Annotated in this window: 26 protein-coding genes and 1 tRNA gene; 13 read left to right on the top strand and 14 right to left on the bottom strand. The window is 61.2% G+C overall.

Features of this window, described 5'->3' with window-relative positions; all coding sequences use genetic code 11:
• Positions 1-1,055: 1,055 nt before the first annotated feature.
• The 3 genes from EOA16_RS16945 to EOA16_RS16935 form a co-directional block, all read right to left on the bottom strand.
• Positions 1,056-1,463, bottom strand: coding sequence for a hypothetical protein (locus EOA16_RS16945; protein WP_127259290.1), 408 nt, complete (start codon positions 1,461-1,463; stop codon positions 1,056-1,058).
• Between the two features lie 204 nt (positions 1,464-1,667).
• Positions 1,668-1,757: transfer RNA gene (locus EOA16_RS16940), tRNA-Ser, on the bottom strand.
• Between the two features lie 485 nt (positions 1,758-2,242).
• Positions 2,243-2,575 (bottom strand): hypothetical protein, encoded by a 333-nt coding sequence (locus EOA16_RS16935; RefSeq protein ID WP_127259289.1) that lies wholly within the window; start codon positions 2,573-2,575, stop codon positions 2,243-2,245.
• Positions 2,576-2,951: 376 nt separating this feature from the next.
• On the opposite strand from EOA16_RS16935, the gene EOA16_RS16930 reads away from it, so the two are divergent.
• The 7 genes from EOA16_RS16930 (at position 2,952) to EOA16_RS16900 (ending at position 10,636) form a co-directional block, all read left to right on the top strand.
• Positions 2,952-4,184: a septal ring lytic transglycosylase RlpA family protein gene (locus EOA16_RS16930; RefSeq protein ID WP_127259288.1), complete on the top strand. Its 1,233-nt coding sequence runs from the start codon at positions 2,952-2,954 to the stop codon at positions 4,182-4,184.
• Between the two features lie 103 nt (positions 4,185-4,287).
• Positions 4,288-5,454: a D-alanyl-D-alanine carboxypeptidase family protein gene (locus tag EOA16_RS16925; protein WP_164754289.1), complete on the top strand. Its 1,167-nt coding sequence runs from the start codon at positions 4,288-4,290 to the stop codon at positions 5,452-5,454.
• Positions 5,455-5,594: 140 nt separating this feature from the next.
• Entirely contained in the window at positions 5,595-6,269 is a 675-nt protein-coding gene (gene tmk / locus EOA16_RS16920) for a dTMP kinase (RefSeq protein WP_164754288.1), read from the top strand.
• On the top strand, positions 6,266-7,321 hold the full coding sequence (locus EOA16_RS16915; RefSeq protein WP_127259285.1) for a DNA polymerase III subunit delta': 1,056 nt from the start codon (positions 6,266-6,268) through the stop codon (positions 7,319-7,321). The genes tmk and EOA16_RS16915 overlap by 4 nt, the downstream gene beginning before the upstream one ends.
• Positions 7,322-7,460: 139 nt before the next feature.
• Positions 7,461-9,011, top strand: coding sequence for a methionine--tRNA ligase (gene metG, locus EOA16_RS16910; RefSeq protein ID WP_127259284.1), 1,551 nt, complete (start codon positions 7,461-7,463; stop codon positions 9,009-9,011).
• Positions 9,011-9,805 carry a TatD family hydrolase gene (locus EOA16_RS16905; RefSeq protein ID WP_127259283.1) on the top strand — a complete coding sequence of 265 codons (795 nt, stop codon included), beginning with the start codon at positions 9,011-9,013 and terminating at the stop codon, positions 9,803-9,805. The genes metG and EOA16_RS16905 overlap by 1 nt, the downstream gene beginning before the upstream one ends.
• A 3-nt stretch (positions 9,806-9,808) precedes the next feature.
• Positions 9,809-10,636 carry an MBL fold metallo-hydrolase gene (locus EOA16_RS16900; protein WP_127259282.1) on the top strand — a complete coding sequence of 276 codons (828 nt, stop codon included), beginning with the start codon at positions 9,809-9,811 and terminating at the stop codon, positions 10,634-10,636.
• A 7-nt stretch (positions 10,637-10,643) separates the two neighbouring features.
• Here the strand turns inward: EOA16_RS16900 and EOA16_RS16895 are convergent, their stop codons facing one another.
• A complete protein-coding gene (locus EOA16_RS16895; protein ID WP_245455956.1) occupies positions 10,644-11,285 on the bottom strand; it encodes a GNAT family N-acetyltransferase in 642 nt (213 codons plus the stop codon).
• A gap of 618 nt (positions 11,286-11,903) precedes the next feature.
• Between EOA16_RS16895 and EOA16_RS16890 the strand changes: the two genes are divergently transcribed.
• Positions 11,904-12,875 (top strand): SDR family oxidoreductase, encoded by a 972-nt coding sequence (locus EOA16_RS16890; RefSeq protein ID WP_127259280.1) that lies wholly within the window; start codon positions 11,904-11,906, stop codon positions 12,873-12,875.
• Between the two features lie 209 nt (positions 12,876-13,084).
• On the opposite strand, the gene EOA16_RS16880 is transcribed toward EOA16_RS16890, so the two are convergent.
• A complete protein-coding gene (locus EOA16_RS16880; RefSeq protein ID WP_127259278.1) occupies positions 13,085-13,591 on the bottom strand; it encodes a ferritin-like domain-containing protein in 507 nt (168 codons plus the stop codon).
• 232 nt (positions 13,592-13,823) lie between these two features.
• On the opposite strand from EOA16_RS16880, the gene EOA16_RS16875 reads away from it, so the two are divergent.
• Complete coding sequence (locus EOA16_RS16875) at positions 13,824-15,533, top strand: HAD-IIB family hydrolase (protein ID WP_127259277.1); 1,710 nt, start codon at positions 13,824-13,826, stop codon at positions 15,531-15,533.
• A 42-nt stretch (positions 15,534-15,575) separates the two neighbouring features.
• Here EOA16_RS16875 and EOA16_RS33225 read toward each other — a convergent pair whose 3' ends face one another.
• From EOA16_RS33225 to EOA16_RS16855, 4 genes are all read right to left on the bottom strand, one after another.
• Complete coding sequence (locus EOA16_RS33225; protein WP_245455955.1) at positions 15,576-15,875, bottom strand: hypothetical protein; 300 nt, start codon at positions 15,873-15,875, stop codon at positions 15,576-15,578.
• A gap of 186 nt (positions 15,876-16,061) precedes the next feature.
• Positions 16,062-18,341, bottom strand: coding sequence for a xanthine dehydrogenase family protein molybdopterin-binding subunit (locus tag EOA16_RS16865; protein WP_127259276.1), 2,280 nt, complete (start codon positions 18,339-18,341; stop codon positions 16,062-16,064).
• Positions 18,342-18,344: 3 nt separating this feature from the next.
• Entirely contained in the window at positions 18,345-19,367 is a 1,023-nt protein-coding gene (locus EOA16_RS16860) for a xanthine dehydrogenase family protein subunit M (protein WP_127259275.1), read from the bottom strand.
• Between the two features lies 1 nt (position 19,368).
• Positions 19,369-19,986: a (2Fe-2S)-binding protein gene (locus EOA16_RS16855; RefSeq protein WP_127259274.1), complete on the bottom strand. Its 618-nt coding sequence runs from the start codon at positions 19,984-19,986 to the stop codon at positions 19,369-19,371.
• Positions 19,987-20,333: 347 nt separating this feature from the next.
• Between EOA16_RS16855 and EOA16_RS16850 the strand changes: the two genes are divergently transcribed.
• Together EOA16_RS16850 and EOA16_RS16845 are read left to right on the top strand one after the other, a co-directional pair.
• A complete protein-coding gene (locus EOA16_RS16850) occupies positions 20,334-20,651 on the top strand; it encodes a plasmid stabilization protein (RefSeq protein WP_127259273.1) in 318 nt (105 codons plus the stop codon).
• Positions 20,652-20,695: 44 nt separating this feature from the next.
• On the top strand, positions 20,696-21,139 hold the full coding sequence (locus tag EOA16_RS16845) for a PPC domain-containing DNA-binding protein (protein WP_127259272.1): 444 nt from the start codon (positions 20,696-20,698) through the stop codon (positions 21,137-21,139).
• Between the two features lie 23 nt (positions 21,140-21,162).
• On the opposite strand, the gene EOA16_RS16840 is transcribed toward EOA16_RS16845, so the two are convergent.
• Together EOA16_RS16840 and EOA16_RS16835 are read right to left on the bottom strand one after the other, a co-directional pair.
• Complete coding sequence (locus tag EOA16_RS16840; protein ID WP_127259271.1) at positions 21,163-22,437, bottom strand: DUF763 domain-containing protein; 1,275 nt, start codon at positions 22,435-22,437, stop codon at positions 21,163-21,165.
• 101 nt (positions 22,438-22,538) lie between these two features.
• Positions 22,539-23,147: a cysteine hydrolase gene (locus EOA16_RS16835; RefSeq protein ID WP_127259270.1), complete on the bottom strand. Its 609-nt coding sequence runs from the start codon at positions 23,145-23,147 to the stop codon at positions 22,539-22,541.
• 198 nt (positions 23,148-23,345) lie between these two features.
• Between EOA16_RS16835 and EOA16_RS16830 the strand changes: the two genes are divergently transcribed.
• Positions 23,346-23,741, top strand: a complete 396-nt coding sequence (locus tag EOA16_RS16830; protein WP_127259269.1) for a GFA family protein — start codon at positions 23,346-23,348, stop codon at positions 23,739-23,741.
• A 24-nt stretch (positions 23,742-23,765) separates the two neighbouring features.
• Positions 23,766-24,197, top strand: a complete 432-nt coding sequence (locus EOA16_RS16825; RefSeq protein ID WP_127259268.1) for an HD domain-containing protein — start codon at positions 23,766-23,768, stop codon at positions 24,195-24,197.
• Between the two features lie 30 nt (positions 24,198-24,227).
• Here EOA16_RS16825 and EOA16_RS16820 read toward each other — a convergent pair whose 3' ends face one another.
• The 3 genes from EOA16_RS16820 to EOA16_RS33220 form a co-directional block, all read right to left on the bottom strand.
• Positions 24,228-24,638, bottom strand: a complete 411-nt coding sequence (locus EOA16_RS16820; protein ID WP_127259267.1) for a DUF427 domain-containing protein — start codon at positions 24,636-24,638, stop codon at positions 24,228-24,230.
• A gap of 79 nt (positions 24,639-24,717) precedes the next feature.
• Positions 24,718-25,644 (bottom strand): alpha/beta hydrolase, encoded by a 927-nt coding sequence (locus tag EOA16_RS16815; RefSeq protein WP_245455953.1) that lies wholly within the window; start codon positions 25,642-25,644, stop codon positions 24,718-24,720.
• A 237-nt stretch (positions 25,645-25,881) separates the two neighbouring features.
• Positions 25,882-26,280: a DUF2934 domain-containing protein gene (locus EOA16_RS33220; RefSeq protein WP_245455952.1), complete on the bottom strand. Its 399-nt coding sequence runs from the start codon at positions 26,278-26,280 to the stop codon at positions 25,882-25,884.
• Between the last annotated feature and the right edge of the window lie 68 nt (positions 26,281-26,348).

Here is a 26,348-nt window from a genome sequence, read left to right as displayed (position 1 = left end):
ACCAATGAAGGGACATGAGGGCTGCCCGATTGACACGCAGCCGACTCCAAGGCAGAGGCTGACGGACTGAAAGATTTGGCAAAGGGGGAAGATCGATGAAGAAGACCTATCAGAAGCCCGTTTTCACGAAGCGTGAGCGACTGTCGTCGGTGACGGCGTCGCCCATCTCATCAACTGTCAGTGGCTAGTCCTTGGCAGCAGCGCGCACCGCGCTCCTGTTACTATCACTGGGCTATACTTGGCGACACCACAACTCCGCCCGCTGCCGAAAGGTGGCGGGCTTTTGTTTGTCCCGGAACCGAGAACGATGGAGCGGCCGGCGCGACGCACCTATTTCGAAAGTCCCAAAGCCCACCCCAGAGACAAGGCTAACGCCAATCCAATACAAACTGCCCCCAAAATCCACATTATCGCTATCTCCACTCGCCAAGCGAGCAACAACGCAGAACGCGATCAATGGTTGCGCACAGACGTCTAACGCCGGGTGCGGCGGGGTTACTCTGCCGGCGACAATAGCGGCTTGTGCTTTGACTGTTCGTGCCCAATTACCTAGCGCATGTCGACCTGCTGACCGCAAACTGGGCAGTGTAGAAATTATCCAGATCGTCCGCCGCCTCGCCATCGTGCGCCGTGTCACAACTGCTTGATAAATTAGATGGAATTAAGGTGCGGGTGGCGCGTTTCGGCGCGGATGTAGGGGTGCAATTCACCATGGAAAGCAGCTTGGTTCTGGAGACGAGCCACTAATCTTGCTCGACGTTGAAACGACCTTGGAACAGGCTGGCTTTCGGTTGTGGCAGTCCCCACTGCCGAAGCGGGGATTGAGGCGTTTAGCGCGAAGCCGGTGTGCGCCTATCGTTGCTAAGGCCGAGTTCTTGAAAGAGTTCGCCACCGGCAAAACGGCGCCCTCCAGACTGGAGACATTGACGCGCTGCTCTGGTCGTTCCTGCCGGAAGAAGCATTTGGAAGACGCGGTCAAGGCTTCGGAAGGCGGCGCAGCCTGAAACATGTCGCGTTTGGCCCGCTACCTCACGGTTGCGGGCTTCTCTGCGAATCTAGAGCGTAGCGGGCGATAACCCAGATACCGAACGCACACTACCAGCTGAGAAAACCACGAAGGCAAATATCAGGACGGCCGCAGCTACGATCAATGAGCCGCCAGCGACGATCGGCTCAAACGCCGGGTTGCCTTGCAGCATCAGATAGAGCGCTGGCAGCATCACCACCAATCCGGCCGTATACAGGCCATAATGGATCATCGCGATTTTACGGGCCGCCTTTGCCGGGTTAAGGGCGTAATAGCCGCCGAAAATTGCACTCGTAACCCATCCGAGAAGATTGATATGTGCATGCGCCGGAAAGGCACCATGATCGCCCGAGATTGCCATCTGCAATCCGGCGCCTATCCCCAGGATAAGCCACACGATAGCGGTCTTAAAAAAGAGATCCGAAACCTTAGGCATGATACTTCCTCCCCAGAGTGCCGGTTTCAACGCCGTGATATTAGGGCTTCCTAAAAAGGCAATGCAATAAGAATCAGCGACCATCCAAAATGACTCTGCCTCACGGTGGCGGGCTTCATCGTTCGTGGACGTTAGGCGCTGAGCTAGGCGCCAAATAAGGAAAACCCGAAAAACGATCTTATTGCAGCAAGATAGCTAAGATTCTGGCGGAGGAAGTGGGATTCGAACCCACGGTGAGCTTGCACCCACGCCGGTTTTCAAGACCGGTGCCTTAAACCGCTCGGCCATTCCTCCATCGTGATTTTTTAACCACTTGGGTAGCGCGGGGCCAACTCGTTCGGCCTGTTGGCACCGGATCGGCGCCGAAGGCGCTCCCGGCTGGTTCACGCACCATTCCTGTAAAGCGGCATTGAGGGCTGCGTCAACCACCGCTGTGTCGCTTCCTGGTGTCCTGGCAGGCCCTGAGCGTGTCGGAATCGAGCACCGGAACCCTCGCGATCCCAATGGTGCATCAAGAAGGAGCCCGCCGACTGGCGATGTGCAGTTTTGCGCGAACACGAGAAGCCTGACGCGCTGCAGTGCTTCCGCGCAGGAGCCCAGGCAAGTGCGCGGACCTGCCATCGACCAGAACCATCCTTGGAACTGGGCGCGAGGCTGGGCAATCCCCACCGCCCGCCTCTCGGGATAGCTGCGGTATTTCCCCAAAAATCCAGTTTTCCAAGGGAACAGTGCTCCTGAGGAAGGCCGAAGCTGCATATCGGCTCCGGCCTGCGTGTTCCTCAGTCTTTGCAGCTTTCGTCCGCCTTTGCCGCCGCGGCCTTATCACCATGCTGCTGCGCCTCAATGTCCTGCTGCGAGGTTGCAAGATTCTTGTCGCCGCCGCCTTCAGCCCCCGCCAATGGCATTGTGGCGCCATCCTTGGCGGCTGGCTTGCCCGCGCTGTCGGAGGCTTTCGGGGTCTCTAAAGGCGCGTGAGTTCCATCTTTCGAAATACCAGCGGTCTGTTCGGCATCCGTCCCTGCGTTGGAAGCCGACTTGTCCGGGCATGCGGCGATTGCAGCCCCGGCAGTAAGCGACATTGCGATCGCGATTATCGAAGCCATTTTCATCATGCTCGTCCTTCTGTTGGAGTGCCCTGCGGATGAAACTAGCGGCGCATTTCTTTGTTCCGAACGGTCGGTCCGCTGCCCGGCAGAACCGTCAACCGGCAGGCATGGCATGGCAGGAGCTAAGCCAGGCTCTCTGCGGCAGAGGGCATCACATCTCTCGCATGGAAGCACGAAAACCGTTACTTTTCAGAGAGCTCTCACGGTGGAGACGCCACAATCTTGCCCGGTTGCGGCCACAATCGGTTAATACCGTGATAAGCAATTCCTGCGCACAAAGGATCGGGGTCAAAGGGTCGTTGGTATTTGTCGGGTGAGTGTTTCGGCTTCTCCGACAGTTGGATGCGGCGTCTTAGCTCAAGACTAAGGGGATATCGGGAAAATGCAGGCTGTTGCGCAACCGCGCCTTCGTCGCGCTGCTACAGTCGCGTTGTTTGCCATGTCGGCCGCCTTGCTGGCTGCCTGCGCGTCGCAGCCTGAGCCGAAAGCGATGGTTCACAAGAAGACCCGCTCCAAGGAATATTTCGCCGAATCCGAATATGGCGTGAAGGCAAGCCCGCGTGTGATCTCCCAGAATGGGCGCATCCAGCGTGGCGGCGGCAGGGATCAGCTTGGCAAACCCTATCAGGTCCGCGGCAAGTGGTATTACCCGAAGGAAGACAAGCGCTACGCCAAGGTCGGCCTGGCCTCCTGGTATGGCGATGCCTTCCATGGCCGGCTTACCGCCAATGGCGAAGTCTACGACATGACCCATCTGACGGCGGCGCATCCGACCATGCCGCTGCCAAGCTATGCCCGCGTCACCAATCTCAAGACCGGCAGTTCGGTCATCGTTCGCGTCAACGATCGCGGCCCATATCACGAAGGCCGCATCATCGATGTGTCGGAGCGCGCTGCCCAGATGCTTGACTATGCCAACACCGGCACCGCTCAGGTGAAGGTTGAATATGTCGGCCGCGCGCCGCTCGACGGCGATGACGACCAGTATCTGATGGCTTCCTACCATCCCGGCAACAGGGCGCCAGACCCGTCGGATGGACTGCCGACCGGCGTCATGGTCGCCATGAACGGGCCGTCGCCAAGCCTGCCTGCGGGCGCCGCCGCCGTGCCGTTTCCGGGCCAGTTGACCGATTCCGGCGCTGTCCAGCCGGTCATGTCGACGCAGTCCTCGGCCTATGGCGATCTGGCGCTTCCGGATTTCGGCCCGATCGTGCCGGAGCGCCCGCAGATCAATCTGCCGCCGCAATCGCCGTTTGCCGTGGCCTCGCTGTCCTATGCCGACGAGCGGGTCGAACGCGCCTCAAATGCCTTCGCCGCGATGGGTGGCGACGGCATGTCGCCGGCCGACGTGCTCCAATCGTGGAAGCGGCAGCCGCCACCGGCCGGTCCATCCACCGATTATGTCGCTGCCGGTTCGTTCGAAGATGCGGCGGAGGCTAAGCGTATTGCCGCTCAGCTTGCGGCATACGGCAAGATCGAGATCCAGCGCTCGGAACTCGATGGCGAGGATTGGTATTCGGTCAATCTCTATCCCGATGGCCACCGCAATCTGGATGATTTGCTGCAAGCAGCGTGGTCGCATGGCGCGCCCGATGCGCTGGTTGTGCGCAACTGAGCGCAAGCCTAGTCGGATTTCCGCAGCGCGATTGATCCGCCGTGCAAAAAGCCTGATACTTTTCGCGGGCTTGCCGGCGGTGCCGGCCAATGGGTCGAACATCATGCAATTTCGCTTGCTCCCGCCTCTCGCCGGGCTTCTGGTTTTTGGCTTGCTGCTGTTTTTCCAGGCTCCGGCCGGAGCGCAGCTGTTCGAGACCAAGGCCGCACAGGCCTTCATGATCGACGCCGAGACCGGGACGGTGCTGTTTTCCAAGGATGCCGACAAGCCGATACAACCGGCCTCGATGGCCAAGCTGATGACCATGGAAGTGGTTTTCAACGCCATCAAGTCCGGCCGTCTGAAGCTCGACGATACGTTCGTGGTCAGCGAGAACGCCTGGCGCAAGGGCGGCGCCCCTTCGGGAACATCGACGATGTTCGCCAAGCTCAAGTCGTCGATTCGGCTCGAGGACCTGATTCAGGGCGTGACCGTGCAGGCGGCCAATGACGGCTGCATCGTCATCGCCGAAGGCATGTCGGGATCCGAGGACAATTTTGCCGCGCAGATGACCGAGCGTGCCCGCCAGATCGGCCTCAAGACGTCGACTTTCGTCAATTCGACCGGCCTGCCGGCGGATGGCCAGCAGACGACCGTGCGCGAGCTGGCGCAGCTTGCCCTGCACCTGTGGCGCGATTATCCGGATTTCTATCGCTATTACAGCGAGAAGGATTTCACCTGGAACAAGATCTCGCAGAGGAACCGCAATCCGCTGCTGGCGATGGACATCGGCGCCGACGGCCTGGCGGTCGGTGCGAGCGAGGCAGCCGGCTTCGGCATCGTCGGTACGGTCAGTCACAACGGCACACGGGTGATCGCGGCGATGAGCGGGCTGGCCTCGGACAGGGAGCGTGCCGAGGAGGCGCGAAAGCTGCTCGACTGGGGCGTCCGCTCCTTCGAGAAGACCGAGATTTTCGCCAAGGACGAGGTGGTCGGCGAGGCCGAGGTTTTTGGCGGTGCGAAATCCGGCGTGACGCTGAAGGCCAAGGGGCCGATCGACATCTTCCTGCCGATCACCAATCGCGACAAGCTGACCGCCAGGATCGTCTACAACGGCCCGGTTGCGGCACCCGTGGAGGAGGGGCAGCCAGTGGGCGCGCTGCGCGTCTGGATCGGCGATACGCTGAGCCAGGAGACGCCGCTTTTCGCCGCCGAATCGATCGGCGTCGGCACACTGCCGCAGCGCGCTCTCGATGCAGTCAAGGAACTTGCGATCGGCTGGCTGCGCTAACGCACGTCGCCCAAAACCAGCGATGGTTTTGGGGAACGACATGCATAAGGGCAAAAAATTGACGGCATGGACGTTTGACCGAACGCGGACTATCTAGAGCGCTACAATCCCATTCAGCCATGGACAAGAAGGCCTCTCGGTTGGCACGCGGTTTTTTCATCACCTTCGAAGGCGGCGAAGGGGCAGGCAAGTCGACGCAGATCGAGCGGCTGGCCAGGAAGATGCGCGCCAAGAAATACGATGTGCTGCTTACCCGCGAACCCGGCGGCTCGCCTGGCGCCGAAGCGGTCAGGCACGTATTGCTTTCAGGCGCCGCCGAACCGTTCGGGCCGAAGATGGAAGCGCTGCTTTTCGCCGCCGCGCGGTCCGATCATGTCGAGCAGGTGATCCGGCCGGCGGTCGAGCGTGGCTCCATCGTGCTTTGCGACCGCTTCCTCGATTCCTCACGCGTCTATCAGGGCGTCACCGGCGGCATCGATGCGGCGTTCATGGATGCGCTGGAACAGGTCGCCATCAACGGCATGATGCCGGACATGACGCTGATCTTCGACATCGACCCAGCGGAAGGCTTGAGGCGCGCAACGCTGCGGCGCGGCACCGAGGCAGTCGCCGACCGTTTTGAAAAGGAGACGCTGGCAATCCACCAGGCCCGCCGCGAGGCGTTTCTGGCAATCGCCAAGGCCGAGCCGGAGCGCTGCATCGTGGTCGACGCAGCCGCCGTGCCCGATGTGGTCGAGGATGTCGTCACCGCGGCGGTATTCGCGGCGCTGGCGGCGAGAGCGCCGGCACGCGACAGGCAGGCGACGCCGGCATGATCTTCGATCGCATCGCACCCGAGCAGCACGACACGCTCGACGGCGTGCCGGAGCCCTCCGAAACGCCCCTTCTGGTTGGGCACGGCCAGGCTGCAGGCGTGCTCACCGCCGCCTATCGCGCGGGCAAGCTGCCGCATGCGCTGATCTTCTCCGGGCCAGTCGGCATCGGCAAGGCGACGCTGGCCTTCCACCTTGCGCATCATCTGCTGAAGCACCCGGATTTTGCGCAGGCGCCGGAAAGCCTTGCCGCTCCCGATCCGGCGTCGTCGCTGTTTCGCCAGATCGCCACCGGGGCGCATCCTTCGGTGCTGCATCTGACCCGACCGCTGAACGACAAGACCAAGAGTTTCAAGACTGTCGTCACCGTCGATGAGATCCGCAAGGTCAGCCGCTTCCTGTCGCTGACCTCGCATGACGGCAGCTACCGGGTCGTCATCGTCGATCCGGCCGACGACATGAACGCCAACGCCGCCAATGCGTTGCTGAAAAACCTTGAAGAGCCGCCGGCACGGACGCTGTTCATCCTGATTGTCCACGCGCCGGGCAGCCTGTTGCCGACGATCCGGTCGCGCTGTCAGGTGGTGCGATTGAGCCCGCTCGACGCCGACGACCTGATGACGGTGCTGGAAATGACGGAGCCGGCGCCGCCTGACGACCCGGCGGCGCGCGCGGCACTGGTCGAGCGGGCAGGGGGCAGTGCCCGCAACGCCATCCTGCTGACGCAGTATGGCGGGCTGGAGATCGCCTCCACGCTCGACGCCCTGGTCACCGGAAAAAAGAGCGATGTCGGCGGCGCGTTCCGCCTCGCCGAAGCCGTGGCCGGCCGCGATCAGGCGATCCAGTTCGATATCTTCAACCGCCGGGCGCTGGACCTGTTGTCGGACGCGGCAAGCCAGGCAGCACTAACGGGCGATCTCGCACGGGCCAAAACGCTGTCGGACACTTGGCATGAGGCGCGGGACGCTATATCTGAGACCGATACCTACAATCTCGACAAGAAGCAGCACGCCTTGATCATGATCGACCGCCTGAATTCTGCAATGCGAATGTGACGGCCTTCGATGCATGCCGTTGGCCCCAAAACCGGGACCACTTTTGGGCGGCATGCATTGGGATCGGGATGGCAAATGCTGCCTCGATACGATATCCACCGCCACGCCTTTCCATTCAGACATTCATGACGGTTCATTCATGTCACGCGATAAATTCTACATCACCACCCCGATCTTTTATCCGAACGGCAAGCCGCATATCGGCCACGCCTATACGGTCATTGCAACCGACGCCCTGGCTCGCTTCCAGCGCCTGGACGGCAAGGACGTCTTCTTCCTGACCGGCACCGACGAACATGGCCTCAAGATGCAGCAGACGGCCGAGAAGGAAGGCATAACGCCGCTGGCGCTGGCCGACCGCAATTCGGCGATTTTCCGCGCCATGACCGAGGCGATGGGCGGCTCGAATGACCAGTACATCCGCACGACCGAACCGCGCCACTACGAATCCTGCCAGGCAATCTGGAAGGCGATGGCCGCCAATGGCGACATCTATCTCGACCGCTATAGCGGCTGGTACTCGGTGCGCCAGGAAGCCTATTTCGACGAGAGCGAGACGACGCTCGGCGACGACGGCGTGCGTCGTGAGCCGCTTGGCTCGCCCGTCGAATGGAACGAGGAAGAAAGCTATTTCTTCCGGCTTTCCGCCTATCAGGACAAATTGCTGGCCCTTTATGAGAGCCAGCCCGACTTCGTCGGTCCGACCGAGCGCCGCAACGAGGTGATGAGCTTCGTCAAGTCCGGGCTGAAGGATCTGTCGATCTCGCGCACGACCTTCAAATGGGGCGTGCCGGTGCCAGGCGACGACAAGCATGTGATGTATGTCTGGGTCGACGCCTTGACCAATTACATCACCGCCGCCGGCTATCCCGACACAAAGGCGGAGCAATGGCGCTATTGGCCGGCCACGCACATCATCGGCAAGGACATTGTCCGCTTCCATGCGGTCTATTGGCCGGCATTTCTGATGTCGGCAGGCATCGAGTTGCCAAAGCGCGTTTTCGCGCATGGCTTCCTGTTCAACCGCGGCGAGAAGATGTCGAAATCGGTTGGCAACGTCGTGGACCCATTCGCGATGGTCGAGCACTACGGTCTCGACCAGGTGCGCTACTTCTTCCTGCGCGAGGTGCCCTTCGGCAACGACGGCAGCTACAGCCATGACGCGATCGTCAACCGCACCAATGCCGACCTTGCCAATGGTCTCGGCAACCTGGCGCAGCGCTCGCTGTCGATGATCGCCAAGAACTGCGGCGGCGTGGTGCCGCAGCGCGGCGAGCTGACGGATGCCGACAGAGCGATCCTGGACCAGGCCGTCGCCGCTCTCGACACCGCGCGCAAGGCGATGGCCGAGCAGGGTATCCATCTGGCGCTGGCGGCGATCTTCGGCGTGGTGGCGGAAGCCGATCGCTACTTTGCCGGCGAGGCACCATGGGCGTTGAAGAAGACCAACCCGGCGCGCATGGAAACGGTGCTGTGGACGACCGCCGAAGTGGTGCGCCGCGTGGCGGTGCTGTGTCAGCCCTTCACTCCGGGATCAGCCGCGAAACTGCTCGACCTGTTGGCGGTGCCGGCGGAGAGCCGCGATTTCGCGCATGTCCACGCGGACCATGCGCTCGTGCCCGGCACTGCGTTGCCCGTACCGGAAGGGGTGTTTCCGCGTTACGTCGAAAAGCCGGACGCGAACGCCTGATGTTGGTCGACAGTCACTGCCATCTCGACTTTCCCGACTTCGCCGAGGAGCGGGCGGCCATCGTCGCCCGCGCTTTAGCCGCCGGAATCGGCCGTATGGTGACGATCTCGACACGCGTGAAGCGGTTTCCCCAAGTGCTTGAGATCGCTGAAACTTTCGACGAAGTTTATTGCTCTGTCGGCACCCATCCGCACAATGCGGCCGAAGAGCTGGATATCCCGGTCGAGGAGCTTGTGCGGCTATCCGCGCACCCGAAAGTGGTGGCCATCGGCGAGGCCGGGCTGGACTACTTCTACGACAAAGCGCCCCGCGATGCGCAGGCGCAAGGCTTTCGCACCCACATATCGGCCGCGCGCGAGACCGGCCTACCGCTGGTCATCCATTCGCGCGACGCCGACGACGACATGGCAGCCATCCTCGAAGACGAAACAGGGAAGGGCGCCTTCCCTTTCATCCTGCATTGCTTTTCTTCCGGACGCCGGCTTGCCGAGGTGGGCGTCGCTCTCGGCGGCTACGTGTCGTTCTCGGGCATCCTGACCTTCAAGAATTCAGCTGAATTGCGCGCCATTGCCGCCGATGTCCCGCATGACCGACTGCTGGTCGAAACCGATGCGCCCTATCTGGCGCCCATCCCGTTTCGCGGCAAGCGCAACGAGCCGGCCTATGTCGCGCACACGGCCAAGGTGCTGGCCGAAACAATCGGCGTCAGCGAAGCTGAAATCGCCGATCTGACCACGGATAATTTCTTCCGGCTGTTCGGCAAGATGCGGCGGCCTGTAGAGCAAAGTGCCTGAACGATGACCGACCGGCTGCGCGTCACCATTCTCGGCTGCGGCTCGTCCCCAGGTACGCCGCGCATCACCGGCGACTGGGGCAATTGCGACCCCGATAACCCCAAGAACCGGCGCATGCGCACTGCCGCGCTCGTCGAACGGATCGCGGCGAACGGCAGCCGCACGACTGTCGTCATCGATACAGGGCCGGATTTTCGGCAGCAGATGCTGCTGGCCGGCGTTAAACGTGTCGATGCGGTCGTCTACACCCACCCGCATGCCGACCATATCCATGGCATCGACGATCTGCGCGGTTTCGTCCTCGATCAACGCCAGCTGATCGATGTTCATGCCGACAGCGCGACAATGCTTCGGCTGCGGGAAGCGTTCGGATACTGCTTCGAGACGCCGCAAGGCAGTTCCTATCCGCCGATCGTCAGGCCGCATCTCATCGACCACGCCAGGCCGGTGGTCATCGAAGGAGAGGGGGGTACCCTCATCCTCGAGCCGCTGCCGCAGATCCACGGCGACATCGTATCGCTCGGTTTCCGCATCGGCGCGCTCGCCTATTGCCCCGACATCAGCGACTTTCCGGAACCCACCGCCGAACGGCTTCGGGACCTCGACGTGCTGATCATCGACGCGCTGCAGTACCGGACGCATCCAAGTCACCTGTCACTTGGCGAAGCGCTTGAATGGATCGAGCAGCTGGCGCCAAGACACGCCGTGCTGACGCATATGCATGTGCCGCTCGACTACGCCACCGTGACGGCCGAGACACCAGCCAACGTGGAACCGGCCTATGATGGCATGGTGATTGAAATCCCTTATGAATCAGCGCGATGCGAATAGACCTTCATCACGGCTTTCGGCTACTTAGTGCAAATATCAGCAGCGTTCCAATCCGTTCGTAGCCCATCCGGGGATAAAGCAATGCCCCGGCGTGGGTCGCAGCCAGCGCCGAGCATCTCGACCCAAAAGCCCGATCGTCGTGCAACATCTTCGAGATCAAAGCCTGGCCAATGCCGCGACGCCGGTGCGACGGCTCGACATACATGCTCGAACACCAGGTGGCTCCCACGGCATCCAGGCTGCGAACGCGCCCAACGATATCGGCGCCATCGACTGCCACATACTGGCGGAACGGCGCGCTGTCGCCGAGCAAATGATCCGGGACCGGCTGCCTGCGGATGATCTTTGCCAACTGCGCCGCCCGTTCGGCTGTCCGCACGCGTTCGATCGAAACAACCGCCGGCGAGCTGGGAATCCGGCGCAATCGGTGGACGAAAAAGCCTTCGGTCCGAAGCAGCCGGGAGCCGAGAGCTTTGTAGGCGGTTCGTGTCGGCCCATCCGGATCCTCGTTCGCGATCACAACGGAAATGGCAAAGCCCGGCCGTGCATGCTGCCGCACGATGGCATCGGCTTCTTGAGCGGCGACGTCATGGACGACCCATTCTTCGCCGCGGTAGTCGCGAGGATTCTTGCGCTCGGCGTCGCGCATCAGCCACAACGGTCCAACGCGGCTGGCCTCGTAAGGAAAGGTGCTGCTTCTGTCGGCGCTGAAGCCATGCACGAACACCTCGATCGCCGCTTCGATCCCGCTGTTTGCCATCTTCATTTCGACAGCCTAGCGTTGGCTATCCGCTCAAGGCAATACGCCAGGATTGGATCAAGCCTGTGAAAATCAGCGGCAATTTCCAGTTCTTGGCCGATGCGTTAGTTCCATAATCTATCTTATGCGACTTTCCGATATGGCTGGCTGGCTGTATGGATGCGGCGGTCCCCGACATCCCCCGACTCCACTTTCCAGTTCCTCGGCAAGGAGTTTGGAGGCTTCAGCCTGGAGACGTCAGGCTTCGAAATATCGGTTCGATATTGTGAACGCGCAGCTGTACGTCTGGCTCGCCTCCAAGGCGGCGCAGGCAGCGGGCAAGCCCCGGGTGCTCGATGCCACCGCGCCGGTGGCTGGCGCGGCTGCATTGCAGCTGAATTGTTGCAACTGGCGACATCGTCGTTACGCATCGCCAAACGCTGGTCGGAATCCTCTCGGCAGTCGATCTTTTGTGCAAACCTTTTTGCCTGACATGCGTTGTTTCCTTTCCAAGCCAAGGAGACGATCATGCAGATGAAGTCGGAAATAGCCGGTGAAGCGGCCAAGCAGCGCCATATCCAACGTGGCATAGATTCCAAGGACAAATCGAAAAGCGACGGGAAGCAGCGAGGCGCCATGCAGGCTGGCGCCCGTGAATATCCCGAGCCCCCCTTCCCTGAGCAACATCAGCCCAAACCGGGGCATGAATGGGCGCTAGAGCCGGAGCCGCTTTACGATGCGCCGTACTATCTCGGATCGAAAAAACTCGACCAAAAGGTAGCACTCATCACCGGCGGCGATTCCGGCATCGGCCGCTCGGTGGCGGTGTTGTTCGCCCGCGAGGGCGCCGACGTCGCGATCGTCTATCTGACCGAGGACAAGGATGCTGAAGAAACCAAATCCGCGGTGGAAAAGGAGGGACGACGCTGCATTCTGATCAAGGCCGATGTCAGCGAACGCAGCCACTGCCACAAGGCGGTCATGGAGACCGTTGAAAAGTTCGGCCGCATCGACGTGCTGGTCAACAACGCTGCGTTCCAGATCCATTCCAGCGATTTCGGCGAGCTGACCGAAGAACATTTCGACACGACGCTGAAGACCAATCTTTACGGCTATTTTCATATGGCGCAGGAAGCGGTGCCGCACATGAAGCCCGGTTCGGCGATCATCAACACCGGTTCGGTAACCGGTATCGACGGCTCAAAACAGCTGGTCGACTATTCGATGACGAAGGGCGGCATCCATGCCTTCACGCGGGCCCTGTCGGGCAATCTCATCGGCAAGGGCATAAGGGTGAATGCGGTAGCACCGGGTCCGGTGTGGACGCCGCTCAATCCGTCCGACAAGGAAGCCGACGACGTCTCGAAATTCGGCGCGGACACGCCAATGAAACGACCCGCGCAACCGGAAGAACTCGCGCCGGCCTATGTGTTCCTCGCCTCGTCGCATTGCTCGAGCTACATCACCGGCGAGATCTTGCCGGTCGTCGGAGGGTACTGAGGATGGGCCGTCTGCTTTTCATGGTGGCGCTCGCTTGTGTAGCGTACCGCATCTACGCGGAAACTGCAGGATCCGCTCGGCATGTGCCGCAGGATGACGGTGAGGCGCTGCGCAAGCAATCAGCGGCCCTGGGCGTCGACCCGTCCCGCTGACGGAGTGGAAACCTAGGCATCCGGCCGGCCGAGTTACCAGCCGGCCGGATGGCAGCCTTATTCGGCTGCCTGCAGGTTGATCTTGCTTTCCGCCATTTCGGTGAGCTTGCGATCGGTCGCCTGTTCTTCCCTGAGGTTCTTGGCCAGCACATTGGCGCAGTCGGTGCGGCCAAGCTGCTTGGCCCAGGCGATGAGCGTGCCGTAGCGGGTCATCTCGTAGTGTTCGACGGCCTGCGCCGAAGCAATCAGCGCGGCGTCGAGAACCTCCTTGTCATCGACGTCACCGCTCACATCGTCGGCCTCCTCGAGAATGCCGTCGATTGCCGGACAGTTGACCTCCTTGGCCTTGACGCCATGCAACTCAAACACCTGTTCGACGCGCTCGATGTGGCCTCTCGTCTGGTCGAGGTGTTTTTCAAATCCGGCTTTCAATTGCGCGTCGGTTGCCTTGTCGATCATCTTCGGCAGTGCCTTCTCGATCTGCTTTTCGGCGTAATAGATGTCGCGCAGCGTGTGCACGAAGAGATCGTCGAGTGTCTTGATGTCCTTCGAAAAGAAGCCCATGGCCTTACCTTTCATTGCACCTGGTGTGGATTTCGGCGACGGGGTTTGCGCGCCGCCAGCAAAGACCGGGACGGTTCCCGGCTTGTCTGGTCAACGTGCCGGCACCGAAGGAGTTCCTGATTCCGAGGGCGAACCGTCCCCTTCTCCAAGATCTGCGATCCGGTCGTTGGGGAGCCTTTGTCTCGATCACACGTTCTAGCCGCAGAGCAACCGGAACGAGAAGGTCGGCGGAATGTATTTCATTGCATTGGCGACAGACTATGACGGCACGCTGGCTCATGATGGCATCGTCGCCAAGAAGACGCTCGTCGCGCTTGAGCGGTTCAAGAAAAGCGGCCGCAAGCTGGTTCTCGTCACCGGGCGTGAACTGCCCGATCTCAAGCGCGTCTTTCCCGAGCTTAGCCTCTTCGACAAGGTCGTCGCTGAGAATGGCGCGATGATCTACACGCCGGCCAGCGAGGAAGAACGGGTGATCGCCCCATCGCCCGAGCCTAAATTCGTCGCCAGATTGAAGAGGCGGGGCGTCAAGCCGCTTTCGGTCGGGCGATCGATCGTCGCGACCTGGGAACCCCATCAGGCGGCCGTGCTCGACGTCATCAAGAAGATGGGCCTCGAACTGGAAATCATCTTCAACAAGGGCGCGGTGATGATCCTGCCGAGCGGCATCAACAAAGCCACCGGGCTCGCTGCGGCCCTTCAGGACCTTCGACTTTCGCCGCACAACGTCGTCGGCGTCGGTGACGCCGAGAACGACCACGCGTTCCTGCAAGCCTGTGGCTGCAGCGCCGCCGTCGACAACGCAATTCCGGCGGTCAAGGATACAGCCAACCTGGTCATGCGTGGCGTCCGCGGCAAAGGCGTGGAGCAACTCATCGCAAAGCTGATAAAGCGTGATCACGCGATAGTACCGAGGCGCCATGACGGCATCGTTCTTGGATCATCTGGAGGCGGTGACATCTTCCTGTCGCCGAGTGATACGATCCTCATTGCCGGGAGTTCCGGCATCGGTAAATCCACCTTGGCCACCGCGCTGACGGAACGCTTCGTCGAAAGCGGCTTTCAGTTCTGTGTGTTCGATCCCGAGGGCGACTATGACGGCCTCGAAGGCGCCGTTCGCCTGGGAGACGGCTCAAGCGCGCCGACAAAGGCGCAGGTGCTGGATCTGATCGCCCAAGCCGACAGCAACGTTGTCGTCAATGGACTGGCGCTGCGCGTCGACGAGAGGCCGGATTTCTTTGCCGACCTGCTGCCTGGCCTCAGCAGTTTCCGCCGGCGCACCGCGAGACCGCACTGGCTCGTCATCGATGAAGCGCATCATCTTCTGCCCAAGCGGCGCGACGATACGCGGGCGGTCTTGTCATTGGAATTGCCGGGCACAATCCTGATCACCGTTCACCCCGAGGCGATCTCGACAGACGCCTTGCGCCTTGTGACAGCCATCATTGCGCTTGGCCCCAAGGCGAAGGACGTTGTGAAGGTCTTCTGCAAGGAGACCGGCATTGAGCCGCCAAAGGACATCCCCGGCCCCAAGGGTGCGCGCGTGCTGTTCTGGCGGCCGCAGACGGGCAAGAAAGTCAAGACGGTCAAGGTGGTCGAACCACGTCAGTCACTCAAGCGGCACAGCCGGAAATATGCCGAAGGCCAGCTCGACGAAGCCGGCAGCTTCTATTTCCATGGCCCTGACAATGCGATGAATCTCAGGGCTCACAATCTGATGATCTTCGCTCAGATCGCCGAGGGCATAGACGACAAGACCTGGGAGTTTCATTTGCGCACCGGCGACTATTCCAAATGGTTTCGACATCAGATCAGGGACAAGGGCCTGGCGCGCGAAACCGCCGAGGCGGAAGAAGACAAGACCCTGTCGGCGGAGGAGAGCCGCAAGCGGGTGCTTGATGCTGTGCGCCGCCGTTACACGGCTCCCGCCACAGCCCCGGAGTGACACTCAAGAGCCAAGGCAACTAAGCTGTCACGCGAAAACTTTTCAGTCAGGCAACGCCGCCACCGCGACAATTTCAACGACGATGTCGGCTTGCGCAAGCGCTGCAACCCCGATCACCTCCGAGGGCGGCGGGTTGTTATAGCTGCAGTGCTTCGGGCAATGCTCGGCAAAGAACTCGTCCAGCACGTCGAGACGAAAATTGGGTGAACTCAGAACGCCGCCATCGGGAAATGGCCCCTTGATGAAGAAGGTCAGCCGGATGAGGTAGTCGAGCGCGCTGCCGAGTTCTTCCCATATCTGATTTGATGTTCGCCAGAATTGCGCGCCACTGTGCCGCCGCATCGCCAGTGAAGCCCCCTCCTCTCTTTACGGCAGGATCGTAATTTTCGGCGGTTGCCGTATTTCCGCAAAGGTAGACAAATCCCTTTGCTCCGGTGACGACCGTGCCTTTTCCCCACGGCATCAACCTGCCGTTTTTGAATTTCCTATGGGTTACGAGTTCCATGCTCCGTCCAGAGCTCTTGATCGTCAGTCTATCAAATCGTCTATTCTGATCGGCAGATCGCGAATGCGCTTGCCGGTGGCGTGATAGACGGCACTCGCCACGGCAGCAGCCGTTCCGACATTGCCGAGTTCGCCCAAGCCCTTGACGCCGGCAGGATTGACCTGATGGTCGATTTCGGGGACCAGGATAACGTCGACCTGTTTGATGTCGGCGTTGACCGGCACGAGATAGTCCTGCAGGTCGCGATTGACGTAGCGCGCGTATCGCTGATCGGTTTCCGTCGCCTCGTGCAACGCCTGGCCGATGCCCCAGATCATGCCACCCATCAGTTGGCTGCGCGCGGTGCGCGTGTTCATGATGCGCCCGGCAGCGAAGGCTCCGACGATGCGCGGCACCCGGATTTCGCGTGTATAGCTGTTGATGCGCACTTCGACGAACTCGGCGCCAAAGGCATATTTGACCGAATCTTCGTCGTTCTCTCCACCATGAAACTCCGACTGTCCGGCATAGAGTTTCCCCAAGGCTTCAGGCGAAGAACCCTTCGGCGCAAACTCGGCATATTCTTCGAGGGCGCCGACCTGCATGGCCTTGAAGACATCGGCCAGCTTTGCGGATTTGCCGGTCTCGGTGACGACCTCTTCGTCCTTCAAGTCCAGCTTCGCATTGCCCGAACCAGCCAGCGGAGCTCCCCTGCCCGCAGCGGCTGCGAACAGCTTTTCGCGTATCGCGTCGCAGGCTTTCATGACCGCCGAGCAGACACTGGCGGTCGAGATCGATCCGCCCGACACGGGAGCCGGCGGCAAGGCACTGTCGCCCATCTCGACGCTGACCTTGTCCATGCCGACCCCCAGCCTTTCGGCCGCCATCTGGCCGGCGATGGTGCGAATGCCGGTGCCGATTTCATGCGAGCCGCACTGGACCCGGACCTCGCCATCGGCGGTGAGACGAACCCTGGCCGCGCAGGGTGCGGCGGCAGTCGGATAGATTGCCGTCGCACAACCCATCCCGACCAGCCAATCGCCGTCGCGCATCGAGCCGATCCTGGGGTCGCGCTTCGACCAGCCAAAGGCATCCGACGCCTGGTCGTAGCACTTGATGAGTGAGCGACTGGAAAATGGCTTGCCTCCGATCGGCTCCTTCTCCGGTTCATTGATGCGACGAAACTCGACAGGATCCATGCCGAGGGCCACGGCCATTTCATCCATGGCGTTTTCCAGCGCGTAGACATAAGGCGTCTCCGGCGGCGATCGCATATAGCCAGGCGTGTTGCGATCGGCATGAACCAGCGAAACATGCGTCAGAACGGAGCCGTAATCGTACATGCGCGCGGTGGCGGACGTTCCGCCGACGACATAAGGATCAGGGCGTGACGTCACCTCCCAGGCCTCATGTCCGAACGCCGTGATGCGGCCGTCCTTGCGGGCGCCCATGCGGATCCGATGCCGCGTTTCGGCTCGATAGGTCTGCGTACCGAAAGCTTGCATGCGATTGACGACGCAACGAACCGGCCGGCCGATCCGCCGCGCCGCGACGGCAACGATCGCAGTGCGTGCCGTCATCGGCCCCTTGGAGCCGAAGGCACCGCCGATATAGGGACTGACGATCCGCACATTGGCCGGATCGAGCTTCAGTTGGCGTGCCAGTTCCACCTTCCAGCCCGTAACATTCTGGCTGGGCTCGTGTATCGTCAACTGGTCGCCCTGCCATATGGCCGTGGTCGAAAACAGCTCGATCGGATTATGATGCTGGGTCGGCGTCGAATATTTTTCGTCGATCTTCACCGTCGCATCCGCCCAGGCGGCGTCGAAGTCACCGGCCTTCGCATCCTCCTTGAACATAGGGCTTTTGCCGGCGGCCGGTTCCATCTTCACGCCCTTGGAATCAAAGCTGGCGCTGGGCCGTTCGTTCTCGTAGTCGGCACGGATCAACATCGCTGCTTCCTCCGCCGCCTCGAAGGTTTCGGCGACCACCAGAGCGACGATCTGACCGTCGTGAAAAACCGTCTTGTCGTGCAAGGGCCCGATCGAACTTGCGCCGGTGTTGCCGAATTTCGGCTTGTCGGTCTTGTCCATATCGCCATAGCTGACGATGTCCAGCACACCAGGTACGGCCCTGGCGTCTCTCGTGTGAAGTTCCGAAACCTTGCCCCGGGCAATGCTGCTGGTGGCAAGGGCACCGTAGGCGACGTTGGCCGTGACTATGTCGGCGGGATAGTCGGCCTGTCCGGTAACTTTTAGCCGGGCATCAATGCGGACAACCGGGTCGCCCTGGTTTTCCTTTGGAGTGGGTGCAGCTTGGTTCATGGCTCAGCCCTTCAAATCCCGTGTTTCGAGCAGCGCCCGCACCAGCGTGCGCTTGCCGAGCGGTATCTTGAATGCGTTATGCTCGCGCGGCCTGGCATCGGCGAAAGCAGCCTCGGCAGCCGCTTGCGCCGCGGCTTCGTCAAGCACTTTGCCCTGTAGCGCGTCCTCTGCTTCGCGCGCACGCCACGGCACCGTCGCCACACCGCCAAGCGCAATGCGCGCACTCCTTACCGTCTCGCCATCCATGTCGAGCGCGACAGCCGCGGACGCCAGCGCAAACGCGTAGGATTCGCGATCGCGTATCTTCAGATAGCGCGACCGGGTGCTCCACCGTGCGAGCGGCACTTCGATGGCGGTTATGAGCTCGTCGGCGGCAAGATCCGTCTCGATGTCGGGCGTTTCGCCCGGCCGTTTGTGCAGCTTGGCAAAAGCAAGCGTGCGCCTTCCCCGCGGACCTTCGACATCGACGGTGGCATCCAGCGCAACCAGCGCCTGCGCGAAATCGCCGTGATACGTGGCGATGCAGGCATCGCTCGTACCCAGCACTGCATGCTGGCGATTGGACCCTTCCATCGCAGCGCAGCCGGAGCCAGGGTCGCGCTTGTTGCACGGCCAAGAAATCTCCCGAAAATACTCGCAGCGCGTACGCTGCAGCACATTGCCGCCCAGGCTCGCCATGTTGCGAAGCTGACCGCTGGCGGCGAATTTCAGGCTGTCGGCAAGGACCGGGCAACGCCGCCTGACATCATTGTTGTCGGCTGCTTCACCCATGCGGACCAGTGCACCAAACCTGATCGTGTCATCGTCAATCCTGATCTGCCGCAAGGCCGGCTCGGCAAGAGTGTTGAGGTCGAGCAGTCGCTCCGGCCGCGCGACACCGAGCTTCATGTAGTCGGCCAGATTGGTGCCGCCCGCGATGAACTGCGTGCTGGCGCCGGTTGGCGGAACACGCACGGCATCGGGATCGGACGCCATGGCGATGGCCGCGGAGACGCTGGTTGGTCTTTCATATACGAAGGGGCGCATCCTAAGCCCTCCTGATCTCGTCGCGTGCCTGAACGATCGCCGCAACGATGTTGGGATAGGCCGCGCAGCGACATAGATTGCCGCTCATGTATTCGCGAATATCGTCTTCCGACCCAGCATGGCCTTCGTTGATGCAACCGATGGCGGACATGATCTGACCCGGTGTGCAATAGCCGCATTGAAAGGCATCGTGGTCGATGAAGGCCTGCTGAACCGGATGCAGGTCCCCGCCCGTCGAAGCCAGCCCTTCCACCGTTGTGATCTCCCGCCCCTGGTTCATGACGGCAAAGCTCAAGCAGGACAGTACCCGCTTCCCGTCGATCAGAACCGTGCAGGCGCCGCACTGACCGTGGTCACAACCTTTCTTGGTGCCGGTCAGGCCAACATGGTCGCGCAGAGCGTCAAGCAGGCTGGTTCGATTGTCGAGCGCGAGATTGTAGGTCTGTTTGTTGATACGCATTGAAACCGCCGACAAGTCGCGCGGTTCGCCTGGTTTTGCGGGCGCTGGCTGGGCAGCTCTCGTCGGGGAATTAACAAGCGGCATCACCGCCGCCGCCGAAACAGAGGCCGTCATGAACATGCGTCTGCTCAGGCCACTGGACATCTTGGCATCGGACATGGCTGGCTCCGGGCTGGCTGGGTCTCAAGCGGCCCAAACCAATCGCGGAGGACAAAGTTCCCCTCCTCACGAGCCTGTGATCCTTTTTCTGCTGGCGGGATCGATGTAACCGGAACCTCACCTGTCGAGCGATGGTTGTGTGCCAAGAGCCGGAAGGAGCGATCATGAGCGATGGTCGGGAATAGGACGGTGACGCGCACGCGCCAGGTTATCTTCATAGCCGGCTTGGTCGGTCGTGATCCTGGCCATCGTGGTCAGGTTGGCAATCGGCTGAACGAACGCGAACTTCTGTTGGAACCAGCGCATCCAGTCGACGTTCAGCCCTTATTCAACAGGAGGAATAGGCCATGCCACGAGGCGAAAAATCGAAATACACTGACAAGCAGGAGCGTAAAGCCGACCACATTGCCGAAGGCTATGAGAAGCGCGGGGTTTCCGACAAGGAGGCAGAGCGGCGGGCATGGGCAACCGTCAACAAGGACGATGGCGGTGGCAAGAAGGAAGGCGGTTCCGGCCGCGGCAAACACACGGGCCATCCTGCGGCGCACAAAGGCGGCAGAAGCGGCGGCAAGGCATCGGCATCACGGTCTGCCGCGAGCCGATCGGAATCGGCAAAGAAAGCTGCAGCGACCCGCAAGCGCAACGCGGAACACCGCGCCCATTGATCTGGGTGACGGCACTCAATGGGCCGAACGATGGAAGCACAGCGATGAAATCGCAGCTCGTCAACGAGATCGGCGGACAAAGGACTTTTGTCGTGGTGCTCGACCCGGGCGAAGAAGCGTTCGCGGCGCTGACCGCCTTCGCGGTCGAGCAGAAGATCGGTAGCGCGTCCTTGACGGCCATAGGGGCTTTCGAGAAAGCCACGGTGGGCTGGTTTGATCCGGACGCGAAGACCTACCTCAAAATCCCTGTCGACGAACAGTGCGAGGTTCTGAGCGCGATCGGCGATGTCGCACTGGGAGATGACGACAAGCCCAGCCTGCACGTCCATGCGGTGCTTGGATTGAGCGATGGCACCACCCGGGGTGGACATCTGCTTGACGGCATCGTCCGGCCAACGCTCGAAATCACCCTGGTGGAAGCGCCCGGCCATCTGCGCCGCAGCAAGCGCCCGGACCTCGGTGTCGCGCTGATCGATCTGGACGATTGATCTACAGCCGCTCTAACACGTTCTCACGCTTTCTTGCTCCGCTCAGCAGGCGCTGTATCCGGCGCCGCTTCCCACCCGAACACGCTGCGCCCGCCAAGCAGATGCGACTGGTCGAATTCTCCCGCGACAATTTCCTTCAGGCTGGGGCCGGTCACGTATCGTTCGACTTGCCGCGACTGATCGTCGAGCCGCCTCAAGGCACCGATTTCTTCATCGCGACCGAGCTTTGCCTTCTGCATGGCCGACTTCAGAACCCCAATCGTCTCATCATAGACCTTCAGCGGTACAGGAAATGGATGCCTGTCCTTGCCGCCATGCGCCAGCGAGAAGCGACCGGGATCGGAAAAACGGCAAGGCGCGCCATGCACCACCTCGGCAACGAGGGCCAGCGCGCGCACCGTGCGCGCGCCGACGCCAGGAACCAGAAGGAGTTCGGCGAAATCGGTAGGACCGCGGTCCGCGGCGGCTGCGATATTGCCGTGAAGACGATGCATGACGACATCGCTTTCGCGAACGTCATGGTGAGCGGGCATGACCAAATGCGGGAGCAGCGGCTGCTCCGGTTCCTGCCGGCGCGGCGGCTCTGCGCCACGCTGCAATGCTGCAAACTCGCTCAGGATGCGATCGGGTCCGAGGTCCTGCAAAAGGTTCAGTTGCCCTTGGCGCGACGCGTCGGCGCGCCTGTCCGTCAGGTTGACGATCTCACCTTGATGGGCGCCCTCGATGGCGGCATGCGGCTGGTCGACAAAACTCTTGAGGCCCTCGGAGAGCCAATGGTAGCGGCGCGCCACCTTGCTGTCACCGTTCATGCCTTGCTGCACAACGACCCAGCGACCGTCATCCGTGACGATGAAACCATGCAGGTAAAGATCGAAACCGTCCTGGACTGCGGCGCTGTCGACCTTGGCGACAAGCCGACTGACGGTGGCCAGGCCCGCTCCGTCGAAGCCGACGCGTTGGCCGATGGCCTCCAGCTCATGCGGGGTTTTGCGCGAATGCGCGCCGCGACCGCCGCAGACATGAATGCCGAGCTCGCCGGAAAGCGGCGTGAGGCCACGCTTCAAAGCGCCCACGACGCTGGTCGTGATCCCCGACGAGTGCCAATCCATGCCCATGACAGCACCAAACGACTGGAACCAGAACGGATGCGCCAGCCGCCGCAGCAGCTCGTCTCGACCATAATGATGAATGATCGCCTCGCACATCACGGCGCCAAGACGCGTCATGCGGTCGCCGAGCCATTTTGGCACGCGCCCACCATGGAGTGGAAGATCAGCACTTCCCGATCGTTGCGTCACGTCTGCTACCTGTCCTAGTGTCCGTCGTTCTCTTAACAGATAGGCAGCCCAACCGCGCAAGGAAGCATGGACACTTCCCGCCCGAGCCGGGTTGGCGGACGTCACGTCCAGTTCGAGAGAACCGTTTCCATTTCAACCGTCTCGACCTGCTGCGCGAAACGTTGGTGGTAAACGGTCAGCAGTGCGTCATGAGTTGCATCGGAAGAACTGCATAGCGCGTCGGTGACGAGAACCACGCGATAGCCGAAATCGATGGCCCCTAGCACCGTGGCGAGAACGCAAACATCCGTTTCGCCGCCAGTGATGACCAGCGTATCGATCCCGCGTTCCACCAGAAGGGCTCTAAGGCGCCCTTCGAACCAGGGCGAGTAGATGTGCTTGTCGATGATCGCCGCGGGCGGGCAGTAGCCGGCCAAAGACGGCAGCAGTTCGATCATTTCGGGCCCGATCTTCTCGATCGTCAGTGAAGCCCAGCGCTCATAATAGCGCTTCCATGTGCCGACGCCCTGCCCCGGCTTCCCGGCGGGCAGGAAGCGTGTAAAGACCGTCTGTGGCGCGCGTCTTTCGACCAGCCTCTCGATCTGCGGGAGAACCCGGGTGATCCAGGGTGTTGCCCATTGAGACGGCTCGGCAAACAGCCGCTGCATATCCACGCAGACATGCATGCATCGATCGCCCAGGGGACCGTATGCCAGGCCCGGCATCGACATCAGGGCGTCTCCGACCGGCCATGCATTCCCAGACTCCTCACTGCCAGCAAAGACACGCAACGCCGCGCGCAAGCACTGGTTCCTGAGATAGCCACAGGAACCGACGCAAATGGCTGGCGTTTCCGATGAGATGAATGGAGGTGCTCGCATGAGACCGCGCGAGAGGCGTTGGAGCCGCAAGTCAGCCGGGGCCCCAAAATGGAGCTGAGCGGAGGATGTCTCTGCGGCACGATCCGCTTCCGCGTTGGAAGCGAACCGCGAGTGCATTACTGCCATTGTGATATGTGCCGGCGAGCGACCGGCAGTGCGTTCGCGGTTCTGGCTTGGGTGCCTTCGCAAAGCGTGACCTGGACCAATGCGACGCCGACCTATCGCAGGTCTTCGCCGATTGCCCGCAGGGGGTTCTGCTCGGCCTGCGGATCACCGCTCAGCCTTGCCTATGACGCATCACCCGGAGAGATCGCGCTGCATGTCGGAACGTTCGACGATCCGGCTCGCCTGGAGCCGCGCTACAACTATGGATCGAGGCAGCGACTTGGCTGGGTTTGCTGCGGAATAGACCTACCGCACCACGATACCGAAGAGCGATGGTGAAACCATGTCTGAAGGGCAAGCCAGATGAGCATGTTTTACCGGGCGGCCAAGATTGCCGAAGAGGTCCACGCAGCACAGCGCGACAAGACCGGGCGACCCTATGTCGAGCACTGCCGCCGGGTCGTTGACGCTGTCGAAACCATGGACCAGAAGGTCGTCGCCTATCTCCATGACGTCGTGGAAAAAGGCGAAGGCTGGAACCGGACCAGGTTGGACGAGGCCGGTTTTGGCCCAACGATCGTTTCGGCCGTCGACGCCATGTCGCGCAGGAACGGCGAGGATTACTTCGCGTTCGTGCGACGAGCGGCAGCAAATCCATTGGCGCTGCCGGTGAAGCGCGCGGATCTGACGGACAATATTTGGCAGGCACGACAGGTCGGCGCATCGACTGTCAAATACGAGGAGGCACTACGCATCCTTGATGACGAGTTTCCGCGCCGTCAGCCCCAGCCTTGAATTCAGCTCGCCCCGCCTCGAAAGCGCAATCTACTCCGGGACGTGGGGCGTGTGCCGTCTGTCCTCCGCGGGCTCAGCATCGATGCGCGCCTTTTCCGGATCGAATGCACCATGCCGTGCAATGGCCCGCGCCGCGGTTTCAGGCGTCTCGTATGCCCACATGAAATCGTCAGCCGAGCTGCCCACGGCATGGACGCGCCAGTAGCTCGCGGTGCCTTTCAAAGCGGAGCGGCTGGTGGTGTTCGTCTTTTCGAAAAGGTCGAAATAGATATCTTCGAAAGGGATGTAGAACACGGGCTCCTGTCCTTCTTCCTGAAGTACTTTCGCCCGCTCCGTGGCAGCGACTATGGCGTCGGAAAATCGTACCGTCACCGTCCCCGCAAACGGTTCTATGGCCAATTGGCCAGCATGGTGTGTTGAGATTGCGCCTGAAGCTTGCATCCAAATTCTCCCTGGCTGCCGATTGATTGCGAGACCTAGCATGAAGACGAAATGCGCGGCGATGCGTCAGGTTCCGGCTTCAGCGCTTGCAATGGCTATCGAGAAACGCCGCCAACAATCGCGAAACTTGATCCGATGCCTCACGCGTCGGGAAGTGTCCGATGCCATCCAGCACCACCCGCCTGTAGAACGCGGTGAAATGCTCTTCGAGCCCCTCTGAAGACTGGGCAAACACAACGCGGTCGTCGCCACCATGAAGCATCAGGATTGGCACCGTGATGATCTTGACCGCTGCTTGCCGGCGGGCGAGTTCGGCATAGCGCGGATCGGGCTCGGCCTCTTCCCATCGGACCCGATAAGAATGCAACGTCACATCCGCCCAGTCAGGATTTTCGAACGAACTCGCGACACCATCGAAAATAGCGTCGTCGAACCAGCCTGATGGACCCCAGCTGTCCCACTGGTATCTGGCGAATTCCTTGCCGTTGTTTCGTACGAACTCAGCGCCCCGTGCCGTCGCCATGAACCATTGATACCAAAATGCTTTCGCTTGTCCGGGCGTCGGCGTTGCTGGTTTGCCCGGTTGCCAGCCGAGCGACAGCGCAGCACAGCACTTGATGCGGTCCGGGAAAACCGACGCGAGCAGATAGGATATCCGAGCGCCCCAATCGTGTCCGACGACTGCAAAGCGGCTGAGGCCAAGCGCATCGGCAAAATCCAGCACATCCTGCGCCATCGCGGCAATCTCGCCCGAGCGCATGATATCTTTCGACAGGAACGATGTCGGCCCAAAGCCTCGCAACCAAGGCGAAAACGTCCGGAAGCCAGCCTCATGAAGGACCGGCGAAATGCGAGCGTATGTCGTCGCGTCGTCGGGCCAGCCATGCAGCAGGATAACCGGAGCGCCGTTCTGCGGTCCCCCATCGAGATAGGCGACGCGCAGGAGAGGTGTGTCGCAATGTGAGACGGAGTTCATTGGCTCTGGGGCACAGTAGCTGATTACCACCAGTCGTGGACTCTGGTCTGGCGGCCTGGTCAACCTGTGGGTTCTTGTTGATGCTGCCGGTGTTGGCTTTCATCGGCTCGGTATTGTTGTCGCAGGCGCCGAGCGCAAGGACAGCGGCCAAGACCAGGAGTGAAAAGAACCTCTTCATCGAAACCTCCTCTGGTTGCTGTCCGGCAAACGAGGTTCCACCAATTTGGTTGCCTGATCGGGCTCTCAAGACGCCACGGCATTTGACGATCAACGCTTCAAGCTATTGGAATCGGCTGCAACTGTCGGGTCAGGCAAAACCGGGCCACGTTCAGTCTCCGAACCCTCAGCTTCGATCTCCTGCACGGCCCGATCCCAGTGCTCCTGTTCGCGGCCGGCCGGGCGGCCCTCTTGCTCCCAGATTTCATGGGCTCGCCGTTTGATCTTTTCTTCCCTGCTGTCCATGGCTAAATCCTCCAATCCGTCAGTCTCAATTCCGGGCCCTTTTTTTTGTTCCTCCTCTGTCGGGAGCAGCCGCTGCCGGAGCCGCGATTTGGGGAAAGCCTTGTGGATTGCGTGGATGAGCCGCTTGGTAATTTCCGTACCGATATTTTTTCGTGACACACCGATGCCCGCAGTTTTATGAATCAGGCCATCGGCCAGCGCCAAGCAGGTCCTTCTCCGATCCCATTGCCCGGCGCTCAATGCCTGATCGCCCGTCGCGCCGATATAGCGGG

This window comes from Mesorhizobium sp. M7A.F.Ca.US.008.03.1.1 (genome assembly GCF_003997495.1).
Taxonomy (GTDB): Bacteria; Pseudomonadota; Alphaproteobacteria; order Rhizobiales; family Rhizobiaceae; genus Mesorhizobium.
This window is presented reverse-complemented; position numbering and strand designations above follow the sequence as displayed.